Source organism: Bacillus cereus group sp. MYBK30-2, assembly GCF_051915945.1.
GTDB lineage: Bacteria > Bacillota > Bacilli > Bacillales > Bacillaceae_G > Bacillus_A > Bacillus_A paramycoides.
In genome coordinates this window covers 1945549-1961753 of the sequence record NZ_JBQAFR010000001.1, presented here as the reverse complement: position 1 = coordinate 1961753, position 16205 = coordinate 1945549, and the positions used below count along the sequence as shown (strand labels likewise).

Sequence of the window (16205 nt, the reverse complement as noted above, 5' to 3'; positions counted from 1 at the left end):
TGATTTGGTGGAGGAATTCGAATGAAAAAGAAAATTGCAGAGTATGAAGTTGGTGAACAAGTCGATATTTTCTTGTTAATTAAAACAGCGACAAAAGGTATCGCAAGCAATGGAAAGCCGTTTTTAACAGTAATCTTGCAAGACCAAACTGGAGATATTGAAGCGAAGCTATGGGATGTATCACCAGAAGTTGAGAAACAATATGTAGCAGAAACAATCGTCAAAGTAGCAGGGGATATTCAAAACTATAAAGGACGTATTCAATTACGTGTGAAACAAATTCGCGTTGCTAATGAAAATGAAGTAACCGACATCTCGGAATTTGTAGAAAAAGCTCCAGTGAAAAAAGAAGATATGGTTGAAAAAATTACGCAGTACATATTTGAAATGAGAAATCCAAACATTCAGCGTCTAACAAGACATTTATTAAATAAGCATCAAAACGAATTTTTAGAATATCCAGCAGCGACGAAAAATCATCACGAGTTCGTATCTGGACTAGCTTACCATGTCGTATCAATGTTAGATTTAGCGAAAGCAATTTCTACACTATACCCATCGTTAGATAAAGATTTACTGTATGCGGGCGTTATTTTACACGACCTTGGTAAAGTAATTGAGCTATCTGGCCCGATTTCTACGACGTATACGTTAGAAGGAAATTTACTTGGCCACATTTCAATTATGGTGAACGAAATTGGTAAAGCAGCAGATGAACTACAAATCGATGCAGAAGAAGTATTAATCCTTCAGCACATCGTCCTTTCCCACCACGGAAAAGCAGAATGGGGTAGCCCAAAACCACCATTAGTAAAAGAAGCAGAAATTCTGCACTACATCGATAACTTAGATGCAAAAATGAACATGATGGACCGCGCATTAGGACGCACAAAACCAGGCGAATATACAGAGCGTGTCTTTGCCCTTGATAATCGTTCGTTCTATAAGCCGACATTCCATAATTAAAATTGTAAATAGAAGGGCCTCATTAAGTGTTAAAAAGCTTAGTGAGGCTGTTTTTTTATTAAAAATCAAATTCAATAACAGATAGAAATTAACTATTCTCCAACCTAAAATGTTATTTAATCAAAGAAATATCTCGAATTTGAGATTTTTTACTTGCTTTTTAATCACTTGAGATGTAAAGTGATAGTAACGAAAGTGATTGAGTCATATGAAAAACATACACTCAGTTACTTTCGGTTTACACAGTAAAGTAATTTATGGATGAATTTTTAAAACAGTTTTCTATCAATGCAACTTATTCAGTAAAAAACTAAGATTAAGCTACAAAAACATAATGAAAATATAGTGAAAAGTTAAGAAGCATATTATTTTTTTAGTCATCACTTGACTAGTAAAATGAAACGGAGGAATCACCGATGTATGAAATTAAAGGACATCATCACATTTCAATGATTACAAAAAACGCAAATGAAAATAATCATTTTTATAAAAACGTGCTTGGTTTACGTCGTGTGAAAATGACGGTAAACCAAGATGATCCGTCAATGTATCACTTATTTTACGGAGATAAAACAGGAAGCCCAGGTACGGAGCTATCGTTTTTTGAAATTCCTTTAGTAGGAAAAACATATCGCGGTACGAATGCGATTACTCGAATTGGATTACTCGTTCCTTCAGAGGACAGCCTGCATTACTGGAAAGAACGATTTGAGAAATTTGGTGTGAAACATAGTGAAATTACAACATATGCAAATCGTCCTGCTTTGAAATTTGAGGATTCTGAAGGTCTTCGTTTAGTGCTAATCGTTTCAAACGGAGAAAAAGTGAAGCACTGGGAAACATGGAAGAAATCCGAAGTTCCGGTCGAACATCAAATTCAAGGAATGGGTTCTGTGGAAATGACGGTGCGTAGGCTTGATAAAATGGCGAGTACACTTACAGATATGTTTGGTTATACAGAGGTTAGCCGAAGTGACGAGGAAGCAATTTTTCAGTCTATTAAGGGAGAAGCCTTTGGAGAAATAGTTGTGAAATATTTGGATGGTCCTTCTGAAAAGCCGGGCCGCGGTAGCATTCACCATTTAGCAATTCGTGTGAAAAACGATACAGAGCTTGCCTATTGGGAGGAGCAGGTGAAACAAAGAGGGTTTCATTCTTCAGGAATTATCGACCGTTTCTACTTTAAAAGCTTATATTTCCGTGAATCAAACGGAATCCTTTTTGAAATTGCGACAGATGGACCAGGATTTACAGTTGATGGAGATGTGGAACATTTAGGAGAAAAACTTGATTTACCGCCGTTCTTAGAGGGTCAGCGAGCAGAAATTGAAGCAAATTTAGCTCCGGTTGAAGAGAAGTAATAGAAGAAAAAATACAACTTTAACATATAAATTAAAATTATTGGAGGAATATAAAATGAACCAATTAAAAGGGATACACCACGTTACAGCGATTACAAGTAGTGCAGAAAAGAACTATGAATTTTTCACTTATGTTTTAGGAATGCGTCTCGTTAAAAAAACGGTAAATCAAGATGATATTCAAACTTATCATTTATTCTTTGCAGATGATAAAGGTAGTGCAGGAACAGATATGACATTCTTTGACTTCCCAGGTGTTCCGAAAGGTGTACACGGTACAAATGAAATTTCAAAAACTTCGTTCCGAGTTCCAAGTGATGCAGCATTGGAATATTGGGTGAACCGTTTTGAACGTCTTGAAGTGGAACATACAGGAATTAAAGAGCAATTTGGTAAGAAAACTCTTTCTTTCGTTGATTTTGATGATCAACACTATCAATTAATCTCAGATGAATTTGATAAAGGTGTGGAATCAGGTACACCTTGGCAAGATGGACCAGTTCCATTGGAATATGCAATTACTGGCTTAGGACCTGTATTTATTCGTATCGCGAACTTTAGTTATTTCAAAGAAATGTTAGAAAAAGTTCTATTATTTAATGAGATTGATCAAGAAGGAGAATTCCATTTATTCGAAGTGGGTGAAGGTGGAAATGGTGCCTCTGTCATTGTAGAACACAATACGGTTCTTCCTGAAGCACAACAAGGTTTTGGTACAGTGCACCATGCAGCATTCCGCGTAGAGGATCGTTCTGTATTAGAAGAATGGATTGAGAGAATGAGTCGTGTTGGACTCCCTTCATCTGGTTATGTAAATCGTCATTTCTTTGAGTCATTATACGCAAGAGTTGCACCGCAAATTTTATTTGAATTTGCAACAGATGGCCCTGGTTTTATGGGAGATGAGCCATACGAAACACTTGGAGAAAAATTATCTTTACCTCCATTCCTAGAGCCAAAGCGTGAAGAAATTGAAAAATTAGTTCGCCCAATTGATACAGTGAGAAGTACGAAGGAATTCATTAAAGAGTAAAATGTGCGATTTGGAATACGTTTTTGTTTAGAGATAATAAGTAGAAGAGCAAGTGGTTTTAGCTGATAGCTGGAATTGCTTGCTTTTTTATTGGATTGATAAATATTCTGACAAATGTTTCTCAAGTTTTTGAAAAAGAAATATTTGGTATAATTAATTTAAATTATAAATTTTCTGATAATTATTTTTCAATATATAGAAAAGGGGTGGTAGTATACAATTTGGATAATTGTATAAATATCCTAATTTTGTAAGCTGGGAGAAAAGGGGATGCGAAGGTATGGGAGCAGATATAGTAACACGGGAGCAAATGAAACATTCTTTAGATGATTGGTATCGTGTAATGTTGCAGCAGCATATAGAGAAAGCTACGGAAATGAAAGAGGAGATTGATAGTAAGATTAGTGGTTTGGAAGTGGATCAGGATGTATTACTTTATCATGCGTTATTGAATTTCAGGTATGATGCATTAGTTGATTGGATTTCAATTAGAGAAGATAGTTTTGATAAAGTGGAATCTTTTGAAATTCCAGCAGAAGGCTTTCTAGCGTATTACTATCACTTTTTTAAAGGATTTCATTGCACATTAATTTCAAATTATAACGAAGCGAAAGAACAGTATGAACAAGCTGAGAAGTTATTAAAATATATTGTAGATCCGATAGAGCATGCGGAGTTTAATTATCGTTACGGATATTTTTATAATCAATCTTATCAACAAATGTTGGCAATTGATCAAATAAAAAAAGCAAAATCGGACTTTGTAAAACAACCAGGATATGAAATTAATCTTGCGTTGTGCGAAAACATGTTAGGGTTGTGTTATATTGATTTAAAACAATTTGAGTTCGCTGAAGAAACATTTAATACAGCGTTGAATGTTTTCCAGCAAGTTAATCATGAAAAATATATTTTAATGGTTAGAAATAATTTAGGTTTATTATATGCAAATCAAAATTTATCTGAGTTAGCGATTCGTCACTTATCAGAAGTAACAAAGAAATCTCCTAATCATTTTCGAGCTTTATACTTGGAATCAGATGAATACTTAAAACTAAATGAATTAGAAAAAGCAGAGTCATTAATAAATAAAGGGTTACATATTTGTAATCAGTTGAAAAATCAAGAGTATCAATACCGATTCATGATTTTAAATAAAATGAATAAAACTACTGATGCGTTAGAAAATGTTGTTTTAGACGGGATTTCTTATTTTGAAAAAGAAGGATTATTTGATTGTATTCAAGAGTATACAGAACGTTTAGCAGATAAATTTTATAATGAAAACAATCATGAAAAAGCTAGCAAATATTATCACATGAGTAAAGAAGCTAGGCAAAAACAAATGATAAAAGGAGCGTTAAAATAATGAAAAAGATTGTGTTCACAGTAATAGGGTTTGCATTTACTTTATCATTTTTAGGGTCTCATGATTTTAATTCAGTTGCTCTTAATAAAGGTGATGGTGGTGGAGCGCCAGCAAGACCAGACTATATCAGCTTCAATAAAGGCGACGGTGGAGCACCAGCAGATTTCAATAGAGGCGACGGCGGCATCAGCAAACAATTTTAATGAAAAGTAGAGGAATCTCAAAATGTGAGATTCCTCTTTTCATTTTAGTAGATGAAAAAGAATTGACTTACTTTTAATTTGTAACTATAATGGTTACAAATAACCATCTGTAATAGGAATGAGATATATTTTTTTAATATAATTGTAACTTTCTTAGTTACAACAAAAAGAAAACATAAAACAACCAAAAAATGTAAAACCTTTAAATAGCAACTTGAGAAAGGAGACGGGAACTTTGAAACGGTTTAAGTTTTATATCATTAGCGGTATTGTTCTTGTTTTATTAGTAGTTTGTAACTTCGTTGATAAGCCGATTGCGAAGGTTGAAGAAGTGAAAGATACTGTGATGATGAAGATAAATACGAAAGAGAGTATGGCGCAAATCGATGGACAGACGATCTATTTTAAGCAAATTGGCGTGGGGAAGCCGCCTTTACTTATGCTTCACGGGTTTGGTGGTTCTTCAGATGGGTTTAGTGATATTTATCCGGAACTCGTGAAGGATCATACGATTATTGCGGTTGATATTTTAGGATTTGGGCGTTCTTCTAAGCCGATTGATTTTCAGTATTCGTTTCCTGCGCAAGTTAATTTATATTATAAGTTAATGAAGAAGCTTGGATACGATCAGTTTGCGGTACTTGGTCATTCGATGGGGGGAGAGATGTCCCTTAATTTAGCATATTTATACCCGGACGCAGTTACGCATCTTATTTTGGCAGATTCTACAGGGATAGAGTCTTTCCAGCAAAAAGAAGGTTATGAAATGCCGCAGTTATCAACAGATCTGCAAACTGTGACTGCGATTACAGATTATAATAAAAATGAAGTGAAGAATAGTCGAGATGATAAAAAGCATTATGATGAGCTTACGAAAATGAAAGAGCGCCGCATTGCGATGGAAGCAGATAAAATTAAGGTGCCAACTTTAATTATATGGGGTAGGCACGATAAGAGTGTTTCTTGGAAAAACGGTGAGCTGTACCATCAGTTATTTACAAATAGTACGTTTCATATCATTGAAAAAGGATACCACGCACCGTTCCGTCAGGAGCCGATCGAGTTTATGGAATATGTACAAGCGTTCTTCGCGAAGAATCCACAATGAAAAATTTAAGCATAAATCCACTTCTTTCCTCATACAGTGAAACTAATAAGGCTTGTCTAAGGAAAGGAATGAAATAGAGTGGAAACTTTACCATGGTGGATTTATCTTGTAATCATTGGGATTGTGTTGAGTGGCTACATGGTTTTATATACTTCGAAAAAAGAGCAAGAGATGGATAATGAGTTTATCGAAAAAGAAGGCGAAGTTTATATGAAGCGCTTAGAAGAAGAACGCGAGAAACGCAATCAGGATAGTGATAAAGATTCGGTACTGCTTTAATAGAAAATGTTTGAAGAAGAGAAAAATATTTCTCTTCTTTTTTATATGTTAGTGTATTGGCTGCGCGTTTTTTAAACTGCGAAAGCATCAAGGGTTTGCGGATTGTTAAGGCAGAAATCATTGTATCAATAGGCACAGTAACCATTTAAAGCCCAATTCATACACTATGATAAAGGTTTTTTACTTAATAATCCGATGAAAGAGGAGCGTAATGATGAAAAAACGTACTGTTAATGAAACGGGAGGGAGCATACCACAACCAATTCGCAGTGATGGGGCTGGTGCGATTGATTCTGGGCCACGTAATATTATGCGGGATATTCAAAATCCGAATATGCTCGTTCCGCCTATTACAGATGCTGGCTTGGTTCCTAACTTGAAATTTTCATTCTCAGACACTTCTATGATTTTAAAACAAGGTGGGTGGTCTCGGGAGATTACTGTTAGGGAACTTCCGGTTTCGACTACAATTGCAGGTGTAAATATGAGTTTAACGGCCGGAGGAGTACGTGAACTTCATTGGCATAAAGAGGCAGAATGGGCTTATATGCTTTTAGGACGGGCACGAATAACTGCGGTTGACCAAGATGGACGAAACTTTATTGCCGATGTTGGACCAGGCGATCTGTGGTATTTCCCACCAGGAATCCCACATTCCATTCAAGGATTGGAACATTGTGAATTCCTTCTCGTCTTCGATGATGGACATTTTTCTGATCTATCTACTTTAGCCATTTCCGATTGGTTTGCGCATACGCCAAAAGAAGTGTTGTCGGCTAACTTCGGGGTACCAGAAAGTGCTTTTAACTCTATTCCTTCAGATCAGGTTTATATTTATCAAGGAGAGGTACCGGGTTCGCTTGAAAGTCAGGAAGTCCAGTCACCAGACGGGGCAGTTCCTTTAACCTTCAAGCACGAACTGTTAAAACAAACACCTATTAAGACCCCTGGTGGTAGCGTTCGAATTGTCGACTCTACTAACTTTCCTATTTCAAAAACAATTGCAGCAGCGCTCGTTGAAATTGAGCCTGGTGGAATGAGAGAACTTCATTGGCATCCTAACAATGATGAGTGGCAATATTATCTTACTGGACAGGGAAGAATGACTGTGTTTCTTGGGAATGGTGTAGCTCGTACATTTGATTATAGAGCTGGTGATGTCGGATATGTACCTTTTGCTACTGGACATTATATTCAAAACACTGGTACCGAAACATTATGGTTTTTAGAGATGTTCAAAAGTAACCGCTTTGAAGATGTATCGTTAAATCAATGGATGGCATTGACTCCTGCAGAAATAGTTAAAAGTAATTTACATGTTGGATCAGAATTGATGGATTCCTTGCGCAAGGAGAAATGGCCTGTTGTGAAGTATCCGGGGTTTTCATACAATCCGAAAAACAGATAGATGAAAATGAATCGACTATTTTTATGATGAATTTCCTCTGAAATGAAGAATAGCGTTTTTGTCTGTTGTTCGTAAATCGAAAGAAATTCCCTACACTAGCTGTTCTTTTCACTCAAATTGTGTACTATAAAGGATAGGATGACATAAAGAAGGGGACAGTTAGAATGGAATTTCATGAACAAAAGATTTTGCCGGCAGTGAGGCAAATTAAAGATTTGGAAAAGTTATTACATAGTTCGTATGAGTATATCGTTATTTTAGATATTCATGTCGGTCAATTAAAGAGTGTTGTGTCACTTGCGAAGCAATATTGTAAAAAGGTGTTTTTACATGTGGATTTAATCCATGGCTTGCAGAGTGATGGGCATGCGACGGAGTATTTATGTCAGGAGTTTAGACCGTACGGGTTATTGTCAACAAAGGCGAGCGTAATTATGAAGGCGAAGCAAAAAGGTGTTGTTGCAATTCAGCGCATCTTTTTAATTGATTCTAGCGCGATGGAAAAGAGCTGTAATTTGCTAGAAAAAACGAAGCCGAATTATATAGAGGTGCTTCCTGGTGCTTTAACAGATGTGATCGCTGAAGTGAAAGAGCGTACAGGGGTGCCAATTTTAGCAGGTGGTTTCATTCGTACTGTCGATGATGTGGAAAGAGCTTTAAATGCTGGTGCGACAGCAATTACGACATCGAAAAAAGAACTATGGAAACATTATCAAAAAAAGTGACGAAAATGTGAATATTTCCGTTGACACCGCTTTCATTTGGGGTTAACATTAGAGACAAGTTAATAAACGTGACGGAGAAAAGAAGAGATCCACATTTCATTGTTTCTATATATTTTATATAGAAGCATGTAGGCTGTGGATCTTTTTCTTTTGGAAAAAACGAATGGCCATTCATTTTACCTCTATCACATTTGGAAGCGTTTAAATTGATTGTGGAGGGATTTTATGTCAGCATTTTTAGGAGAATTAATAGGGACAGCGTTGTTAATCGTACTTGGTGGCGGCGTTTGTGCTGGTGTAAGTTTAAAGAAGTCGTTTGCTAAAGATTCTGGATGGATTGTAATTACAATGGGTTGGGGTCTAGCGGTTGCTATGGCAGCGTATGCGGTTGGATCAATTAGTGGGGCACATTTAAATCCAGCTGTAACAATAGGACTTGCTTTTAAGGGAGCGTTCCCATGGAGTGATGTACCTATGTATATCGCAGCACAAATGATTGGAGCAATTATCGGGGCAGTTATCGTATATTTACATTACTTACCACATTGGAAAGAAACAGAAGATCCAGGAACGAAGTTAGGTGTATTTGCAACAGGTCCAGCAATTCCGAACACATTTGCAAACCTTTTAAGTGAAATGATTGGAACATTCGTTTTAGTATTTGGTATATTAGCAATTGGAGCAAATAAATTTGCAGATGGTTTAAATCCATTTATCGTAGGTTTCTTAATTGTAAGTATTGGTTTATCATTAGGTGGAACAACAGGGTACGCAATCAACCCAGCTCGTGATTTAGGCCCGCGTATTGCACACTTCTTCCTTCCGATTGCAGGAAAGGGCGGTTCAAACTGGAAGTATGCATGGATTCCAGTAGTTGGTCCAATTCTAGGTGGATCACTTGCAGGATTATTCCATCAAGTTGTATTTGAAGGAAAACAAAATTCAGCACTTATTTATGTGATTATTGTAACTGTGATTGTACTAGCAATCTCTTATATGACAAGTAAAAAAAGCGGAAGTAACACAAATAGTAGAAAAGTAGCATAAGGGGGAAACCGATATGAAAAAATATATTCTTTCATTAGACCAAGGAACAACTAGCTCACGCGCAATTCTTTTCAATAAAAAAGGTGAAATTGTTCATTCAGCTCAAAAAGAGTTTACACAACATTTTCCAAAGCCAGGTTGGGTAGAGCATAACGCGCAAGAAATTTGGGGATCTATTTTAGCAGTTATCGCAACTTGCTTAAGTGAAGCGGATGTAAAACCAGAACAAATCGCTGGTATCGGTATTACGAACCAACGTGAAACAGCGGTTGTATGGGATAAAGTAACTGGAAAACCAATTTATAACGCAATCGTATGGCAATCTCGTCAAACAGTTGAAATTTGTGATGAGTTAAAAGAAAAAGGTTATAGCGATATGGTTCGCGAAAAAACAGGTCTTTTAATTGACGCATACTTCTCTGGTACGAAAGTAAAATGGATTTTAGATAACGTTGAAGGTGCAAGAGAAAAAGCGGAAAACGGCGATCTATTATTCGGAACAATTGATACGTGGCTTGTATGGAAATTGTCTGGTGGTAAAGCGCACGTAACAGATTACTCAAATGCATCACGTACATTAATGTTTAACATTCATGATTTACAGTGGGATGATGAGCTTCTAGATATGTTAACAGTTCCAAAGAGCATGCTTCCAGAAGTACGTCCATCATCTGAAATATATGGCGAAACAATTGATTATCACTTCTTCGGCCAAAATGTACCGATTGCAGGTGTAGCTGGTGACCAACAAGCAGCATTATTTGGACAAGCTTGTTTCGGTGAAGGTATGGCGAAAAATACATACGGAACTGGTTGCTTCATGTTAATGAACACAGGTGAAAAAGCGGTAGCTTCTGAGCATGGCCTATTAACAACAATTGCATGGGGAATAGATGGTAAAGTAAACTACGCATTAGAAGGAAGTATTTTCGTAGCAGGTTCTGCAATTCAGTGGCTACGTGACGGAATGCGTATGTTTAAAGATGCAAGTGAGAGTGAAGAGTATGCTTCACGCGTTGAATCAACTGAAGGTGTATACGTTGTACCAGCATTCGTAGGATTAGGTACACCGTATTGGGATAGTGAAGTACGCGGTGCTATGTTTGGTGTAACGCGCGGTACGACGAAAGAGCATTTCATTCGTGCAACGCTAGAATCTTTAGCGTACCAAACGAAAGATGTATTATGCGCAATGGAAGCAGATTCAGGTATTGAACTGAACACATTACGCGTTGATGGCGGGGCAGTTAAGAATAACTTCTTAATGAAGTTCCAAAGTGATATATTAGACGTTCCTGTAGAGCGCCCAGTGATCAATGAAACGACAGCTTTAGGTGCAGCATACTTAGCTGGTCTTGCGGTTGGATATTGGAAAAACCAAGATGAAATTAAAGCACAGTGGCATATGGACAAACGCTTTGAACCAACGATGGAAGCGGAAACAAGCGAAGAGCTATATGCTGGATGGAAAAAAGCAATTGAAGCAACAAAAGCTTTCAAATAATCATAAACAGTGTTATAATGGTGACAAGTTAATAATTCGGTAGGAGATTTGGAGAGACCACAACGCGCTATAGAGGCGAAATCTATAGCGGAGTTTGGGGTCTCTTTTTTCGTTATCAAAGGGAGGAATTACCATGAAATTTTCAAGTAAACAACGTAAAGACGTATTAAACGGAGTAAATAAACAAGAGTTAGATGTGATCGTAATTGGTGGAGGTATTACTGGTTCTGGTATTGCATTAGATGGAGCAACACGCGGGTTATCAACGATTGTGTTTGAAATGCAGGACTTTGCAGCAGGTACATCAAGTCGTTCAACGAAACTTGTACACGGCGGTTTACGTTATTTAAAACAACTTGAAGTGAAAATGGTAGCAGAGGTGGGGAAAGAGCGTGCGATCGTATATGAGAACGGTCCCCATGTAACAACACCAGAGTGGATGTTACTTCCGTTCCATACAGGTGGTACGTTCGGATCATTCAGTACATCAATTGGTCTTCGTGTATACGACTTCTTAGCAGGCGTAAAACGAAGCGAGCGCAGAAAGATGTTTAACCGTGAAGAAACGCTGAACAAAGAACCTCTTGTAAAACAAGAAGGATTAAAAGGCGGCGGTTACTACGTAGAATATCGTACAGACGATGCGCGTCTTACAATTGAAGTAATGAAAGAAGCAATTGAACACGGTGCGAAAGCTGTTAACTACGCAAAAGTAGACAGTTTCTTATATAAAGATGGAAAAGTATGTGGAGTTCGTGTAATCGATTTACTAGACGGAGAAGTATATGAAGTTTACGGTAAGAAAATTGTAAACGCAGCTGGTCCGTGGGTAGATACACTTCGTGAAAAAGATAACTCGAAAAAAGGGAAAGTACTTCAGTTATCAAAAGGTGTTCACTTAGTAATTGACCAAAAACGTTTCCCATTAGGGCAAGCAATTTACTTCGATACACCAGATAAACGTATGGTGTTCGCGATTCCTCGCGGAGGAAAAACATACGTAGGTACAACAGATACGTTCTATGATAAAGACGCAGCTGTACCACAAATGACAACAGAGGATCGCACATATATCATTAATGCGATTAACTACATGTTCCCAAGCGTGAAAATTACGGAAAAAGATATTGAATCAAGCTGGGCTGGTGTGCGTCCGTTAATTTATGAAGAAGGTAAGAATGCATCTGAAATTTCTCGTAAAGATGAAATTTGGACTTCTGAATCTGGCTTAATTACAATCGCAGGCGGAAAATTAACAGGATACCGCAAAATGGCTGAAATGGTAGTAGACTACGTAACGAATCTATTACAAAAAGAAGGGCATAGTGCATATCCGAAGAGTGATACGAAACATATGCCAATCTCTGGTGGTCATGTAAGTGGTTCACACGGATTCCCGGCATTCATTGCTAAAAAAGCAGGAGAAGGTACGAAATACGGTTTAACAACAGCTCAAGCTGAAGAATTCACGAAATTCTACGGCTCTAACGTTGACGTGCTGTTCGACTTAGTGAAAAAACATAAAGATGAAGCGAAAGAATATAACATGCCGTTAGACGTTCTTATCCCACTTGTATACGCGATGGACTACGAAATGACAGCGAAACCAGTTGACTTCTTCGTACGCCGCAGAGGTGCTGTATTCTTCAACATTCACTGGGTATATGAGTGGAAAGAAGCAGTAATCAATTACATGGCTGCGAAACTAGGCTGGAGTAAAGAAGAGCAAATGAAATACACAGCTGAACTAGAAAAAGCATTAACAGACGCTGTAATTCCTGTAGATCAACAGGAGCAGGCAGCTGCATTAGCATAAAATAGAGAAACACCTGAAGGAGAGCCCTTCAGGTGTTTTTTATCTTGACTACAAATAAATATAATGTGTTACAATGATGATAGAGTATTTAGTATGAATTTTGCATAAAATAAAGAAGACAGAAGCCTGAGAAACTTCTGCCTTGTGTAACCTAACTTGCTATTGTGGTGGTAGTAGGTGCGGTTATGAGACAATTACATTAACGTTTTAGCCGAGAACCGCCCTTACCTTTTCCACGAAGCAGGGTGGTTCTCGCTTTTTTGTATACAGAAATTAGCCACGGACCGACGTATCTTCTACCGATGACAACGCCAGCTCCGGTTAGGATACCATACACTAATTTGATTACAAACATCGCGATCATTCTATCACCTCCCCCTTTTTTCGAAATGGAAGAGATGATTACCACACCTACTAGTAATAGCTTATTAAGTTACATTTTAATTGTATTATGTTTTAAAATAGGGAACAAGACATATGGATGAAAATTCCTACCTTTAAGCAGAGCATTAGTGTGAGAGGACAATAAGCAAATAAATATTCATAAAACTTTTCCATAGAGTACGCCGTCTCATATATGGGAAGGGGGAAATGATGTGGATGAAGTAATGAACAAGTAATACTCATACCTAAATAGACTGTAATCAATAAAAGTAACGTCTCCTAGTTCTGTAACAAGAACATTACTCATGTTCAAATCTCCATGAATGATTCCTCATTATTTTTTCACCCGATACTTTATAATTTTAAGCTAATGGTTATGTTATTAAAGACTACTGTAAATCAGTTTGTAAATTAGTGATATTCACTATACAGTCTAAAACATTTTTTAAACTGAACATTTACTTCTTGCTCAGTAATCGCGCCCTATAATGGAATACCGAAAATAGAAATCCGAATGCAAATTAGCTTATTTTCCTTCAACTAACGCCATCCACCCATGGAACAAAAAGGAAATAGTAAAGTTAACACTTTTTCCCATAAGGAATAATGACTTTGTTCAGTAATCAGTATCATTTTGCTAATGTAATGAACTTATTTTATTAATTTTCAACGGAAACCCTCTTCATTAATCGCTTTAATTTATTTTCTGTATCTGTTTCCCCTACTGGCGTATAGATACTGCACCGTAAATCCATATCACCTTGAACTTGAAGAGAAGTTAAATTAAACAACATTTTGCCTACTTTAGCATGTCTGAATTCAATTATCATGTCTGGAGCCTTACTCACTTGACTTTCTTGCCATAAATCCTGGAATTCTGAATATGAATGACTCATTTCTTTAATAAACTGGCTGTACCATTCATCGTCTAAATAGCGTCCATAATAGGTACGGAAAATAGCAAGAAAACCTTTCGCAAAATGTTCCCAATTGACGGCCAATGCTTTTAATTCTTTTCTAGTGAACACTAAACGAATCAAATTTCTTTGATCATTCGGTATTTGTTCAAAATCTAAAAAAACATGAGCAGCTGCAGAATTCCAGCCTACAATATGGCAATATCGATCCGTAATGATAGTCGGACAATATGTTAATTCATCTAGTATTCGTATTAAAGAAGGGCTAAGCTTTGATTGATCCTTTTTTGGACTTGTAATTTCTGAATTTGTTTCTAATGCCAGGTCATATAAGTAGTCTGTTTCGTCATTATTTAATTGCAAAGCTTTAGAAATACAATCAAGTACGATTGTAGAAACCTTTATATCTCTTCCTTGCTCTAGCCATGTATACCAAGTGGTGCTTACACCTGCTAACTGTGCAACCTCCTCTCTTCGTAACCCCGGTGTTCTTCTCCGGGTTCCGGCAGGCAAACCAATAGACTCTGGACTAATTTGGGCGCGCTTAGCTTTTAAGAATGCCGACAGAGCTTCACGCCTAGTTTTATTATTCATTTTTAAACCTCCTTATCTTATCAATTTAACCTAGTAGTAGTTATACTAGGATAAATCCCCCCTTGTAATAGGATAAAATGACTGTAAAATACAAGTATATTATTGATTGGAGGGAATGCAAAGTGGAAAGAGTTGTGATTACTGGGATGGGAGTAGTTTCTCCTATAGGAAACGACATCAAAACATTTTGGAACAATCTAATTAAAGGGGAATCGGGTATAGTCAATATCGATACTTTCGATGTTACCAATCATAAAACAAAAATTGCGGGTATCGTCCAAGATTTTGATGCAGATGAAGTTTTAGGAAAGAAAGAAGCAAGACGTTTAGATCGTTTTTCTCAATTTGCTTTGGCTGCAGCTGAACAAGCTTGGTCAGATTCTAAGTTAGACCTCGATCGTATAGATGTAGAAAGGTTAGGCGTATACGTAGGTTCAGGTATCGGAGGGATTGAAACCTTGATTGAAAATGTTGATGCGCTTAGGCAGAAGGGGCCAAGAAGAGTCAGCCCAACTCTAGTACCTGCCATAATGTCTAATGCTGCTGCAGCACAAATTAGTATCAAGTGGAATGCGATGGGACCTTCTATGTCACCTGTTTCTGCTTGTGCAATTGGAAATACAGCTATCGGAGAAGCCTTTAGACTAATTCGTTCTGGGGAAGCTGACGTTATATTTGCGGGTGGAACAGAGTCAGCTATAACAGACTTATCAATAGCAAGCTTTGGTAACGCTACAGCATTATCAACAAGAAACGATAATCCCACTAAGGCTAGTCGTCCATTTGATGAAAATCGAGATGGATTTGTCATGTCAGAAGGAGCTGGAATTCTAATCTTAGAATCTTTATCTCATGCTTTACATAGAGAGGCAAAGATTTATGCAGAAGTCATTGGATATGGTGCAAGTTCAGATGCACACCATATCGTAGCTACACATCCGGAAGGTAGAGGTGCCTATCTTGCAATGAGATCAGCTTTAAAAAATGCCAATATATCGCCTGAAGAAATTGATGTTATTAGTGCCCATGCAACAAGTACAAAAGTGGGGGATATCTCTGAAACGATGGCTATTAAGCAGCTGTTTGGAAAACAAGCTTATCAGATTCCAGTAACAGCTAATAAATCTATGCTTGGACATATGTTAGGGGCAGCTGGTGGAGTTGAAGCAATTGCTTTAGCAATGAGCTTAAAGGAAGGGATAGTTCCTCCAACAATTAACTTAGAAAATCCTGATCCATTATGTGATCTGGATTATGTACCATCTGTTGCTCGCCAAGTGAAAATAAATATAGGTCTATCTAACTCATTTGGTTTCGGAGGTCATAATGCAGCTATTGTTTTAAAGAATTACGAGTGAATAAACTTTCTCTCGTCAATCTGACCGTTTCCTTTAGAAACGGTTAGATTTATTCAATTATATGGCCCTTTTGTGGAACGAAAATCAATCAGGACTCTTCAACCAATGGGCTAAATTGTAGGGGAAACACGAA

Annotated in this window: 14 protein-coding genes; 13 read left to right on the top strand and 1 reads right to left on the bottom strand. The window is 37.2% G+C overall.

What is annotated here, in order from left to right:
• The first annotated feature begins 21 nt into the window (after positions 1-21).
• The 12 genes from yhaM (at position 22) to glpD (ending at position 12819) form a co-directional block, all read left to right on the top strand.
• Positions 22-966, top strand: a complete 945-nt coding sequence (gene yhaM, locus ACTFQM_RS10280; RefSeq protein WP_002170685.1) for a 3'-5' exoribonuclease YhaM — start codon at positions 22-24, stop codon at positions 964-966.
• Positions 967-1382: 416 nt separating this feature from the next.
• Positions 1383-2327 carry a ring-cleaving dioxygenase gene (locus tag ACTFQM_RS10275; RefSeq protein ID WP_440034224.1) on the top strand — a complete coding sequence of 315 codons (945 nt, stop codon included), beginning with the start codon at positions 1383-1385 and terminating at the stop codon, positions 2325-2327.
• Positions 2328-2382: 55 nt separating this feature from the next.
• Positions 2383-3360: a ring-cleaving dioxygenase gene (locus ACTFQM_RS10270; RefSeq protein ID WP_440034223.1), complete on the top strand. Its 978-nt coding sequence runs from the start codon at positions 2383-2385 to the stop codon at positions 3358-3360.
• 280 nt (positions 3361-3640) lie between these two features.
• The gene (locus ACTFQM_RS10265; protein ID WP_440034222.1) at positions 3641-4729 is read left to right on the top strand and encodes a hypothetical protein; all 1089 of its coding nucleotides are present in this window, start codon (positions 3641-3643) and stop codon (positions 4727-4729) included.
• A complete protein-coding gene (locus tag ACTFQM_RS10260) occupies positions 4729-4932 on the top strand; it encodes a hypothetical protein (protein ID WP_440034221.1) in 204 nt (67 codons plus the stop codon). Before ACTFQM_RS10265 ends, ACTFQM_RS10260 begins: the two co-directional genes overlap by 1 nt.
• 235 nt (positions 4933-5167) lie before the next feature.
• Positions 5168-6040 (top strand): alpha/beta fold hydrolase, encoded by an 873-nt coding sequence (locus ACTFQM_RS10255; protein WP_440034220.1) that lies wholly within the window; start codon positions 5168-5170, stop codon positions 6038-6040.
• A 78-nt stretch (positions 6041-6118) separates the two neighbouring features.
• The gene (locus ACTFQM_RS10250; RefSeq protein ID WP_002170693.1) at positions 6119-6319 is read left to right on the top strand and encodes a sporulation YhaL family protein; all 201 of its coding nucleotides are present in this window, start codon (positions 6119-6121) and stop codon (positions 6317-6319) included.
• Positions 6320-6533: 214 nt separating this feature from the next.
• Positions 6534-7727, top strand: a complete 1194-nt coding sequence (locus tag ACTFQM_RS10245; protein ID WP_440034410.1) for an oxalate decarboxylase family bicupin — start codon at positions 6534-6536, stop codon at positions 7725-7727.
• A 164-nt stretch (positions 7728-7891) separates the two neighbouring features.
• A complete protein-coding gene (gene glpP / locus ACTFQM_RS10240) occupies positions 7892-8452 on the top strand; it encodes a glycerol uptake operon antiterminator GlpP (RefSeq protein ID WP_178940632.1) in 561 nt (186 codons plus the stop codon).
• A gap of 225 nt (positions 8453-8677) precedes the next feature.
• Entirely contained in the window at positions 8678-9499 is an 822-nt protein-coding gene (glpF, locus tag ACTFQM_RS10235) for a glycerol uptake facilitator protein GlpF (RefSeq protein WP_440034219.1), read from the top strand.
• 13 nt (positions 9500-9512) lie between these two features.
• Positions 9513-11003 (top strand): glycerol kinase GlpK, encoded by a 1491-nt coding sequence (gene glpK / locus ACTFQM_RS10230; protein ID WP_440034218.1) that lies wholly within the window; start codon positions 9513-9515, stop codon positions 11001-11003.
• A 133-nt stretch (positions 11004-11136) separates the two neighbouring features.
• The gene (gene glpD / locus ACTFQM_RS10225; RefSeq protein ID WP_002170698.1) at positions 11137-12819 is read left to right on the top strand and encodes an aerobic glycerol-3-phosphate dehydrogenase; all 1683 of its coding nucleotides are present in this window, start codon (positions 11137-11139) and stop codon (positions 12817-12819) included.
• A gap of 1043 nt (positions 12820-13862) precedes the next feature.
• On the opposite strand, the gene ACTFQM_RS10220 is transcribed toward glpD, so the two are convergent.
• A complete protein-coding gene (locus ACTFQM_RS10220; protein WP_440034217.1) occupies positions 13863-14714 on the bottom strand; it encodes a helix-turn-helix transcriptional regulator in 852 nt (283 codons plus the stop codon).
• 122 nt (positions 14715-14836) lie between these two features.
• Between ACTFQM_RS10220 and fabF the strand changes: the two genes are divergently transcribed.
• Positions 14837-16072, top strand: coding sequence for a beta-ketoacyl-ACP synthase II (gene fabF / locus ACTFQM_RS10215; RefSeq protein ID WP_440034216.1), 1236 nt, complete (start codon positions 14837-14839; stop codon positions 16070-16072).
• Positions 16073-16205 lie beyond the last annotated feature (133 nt).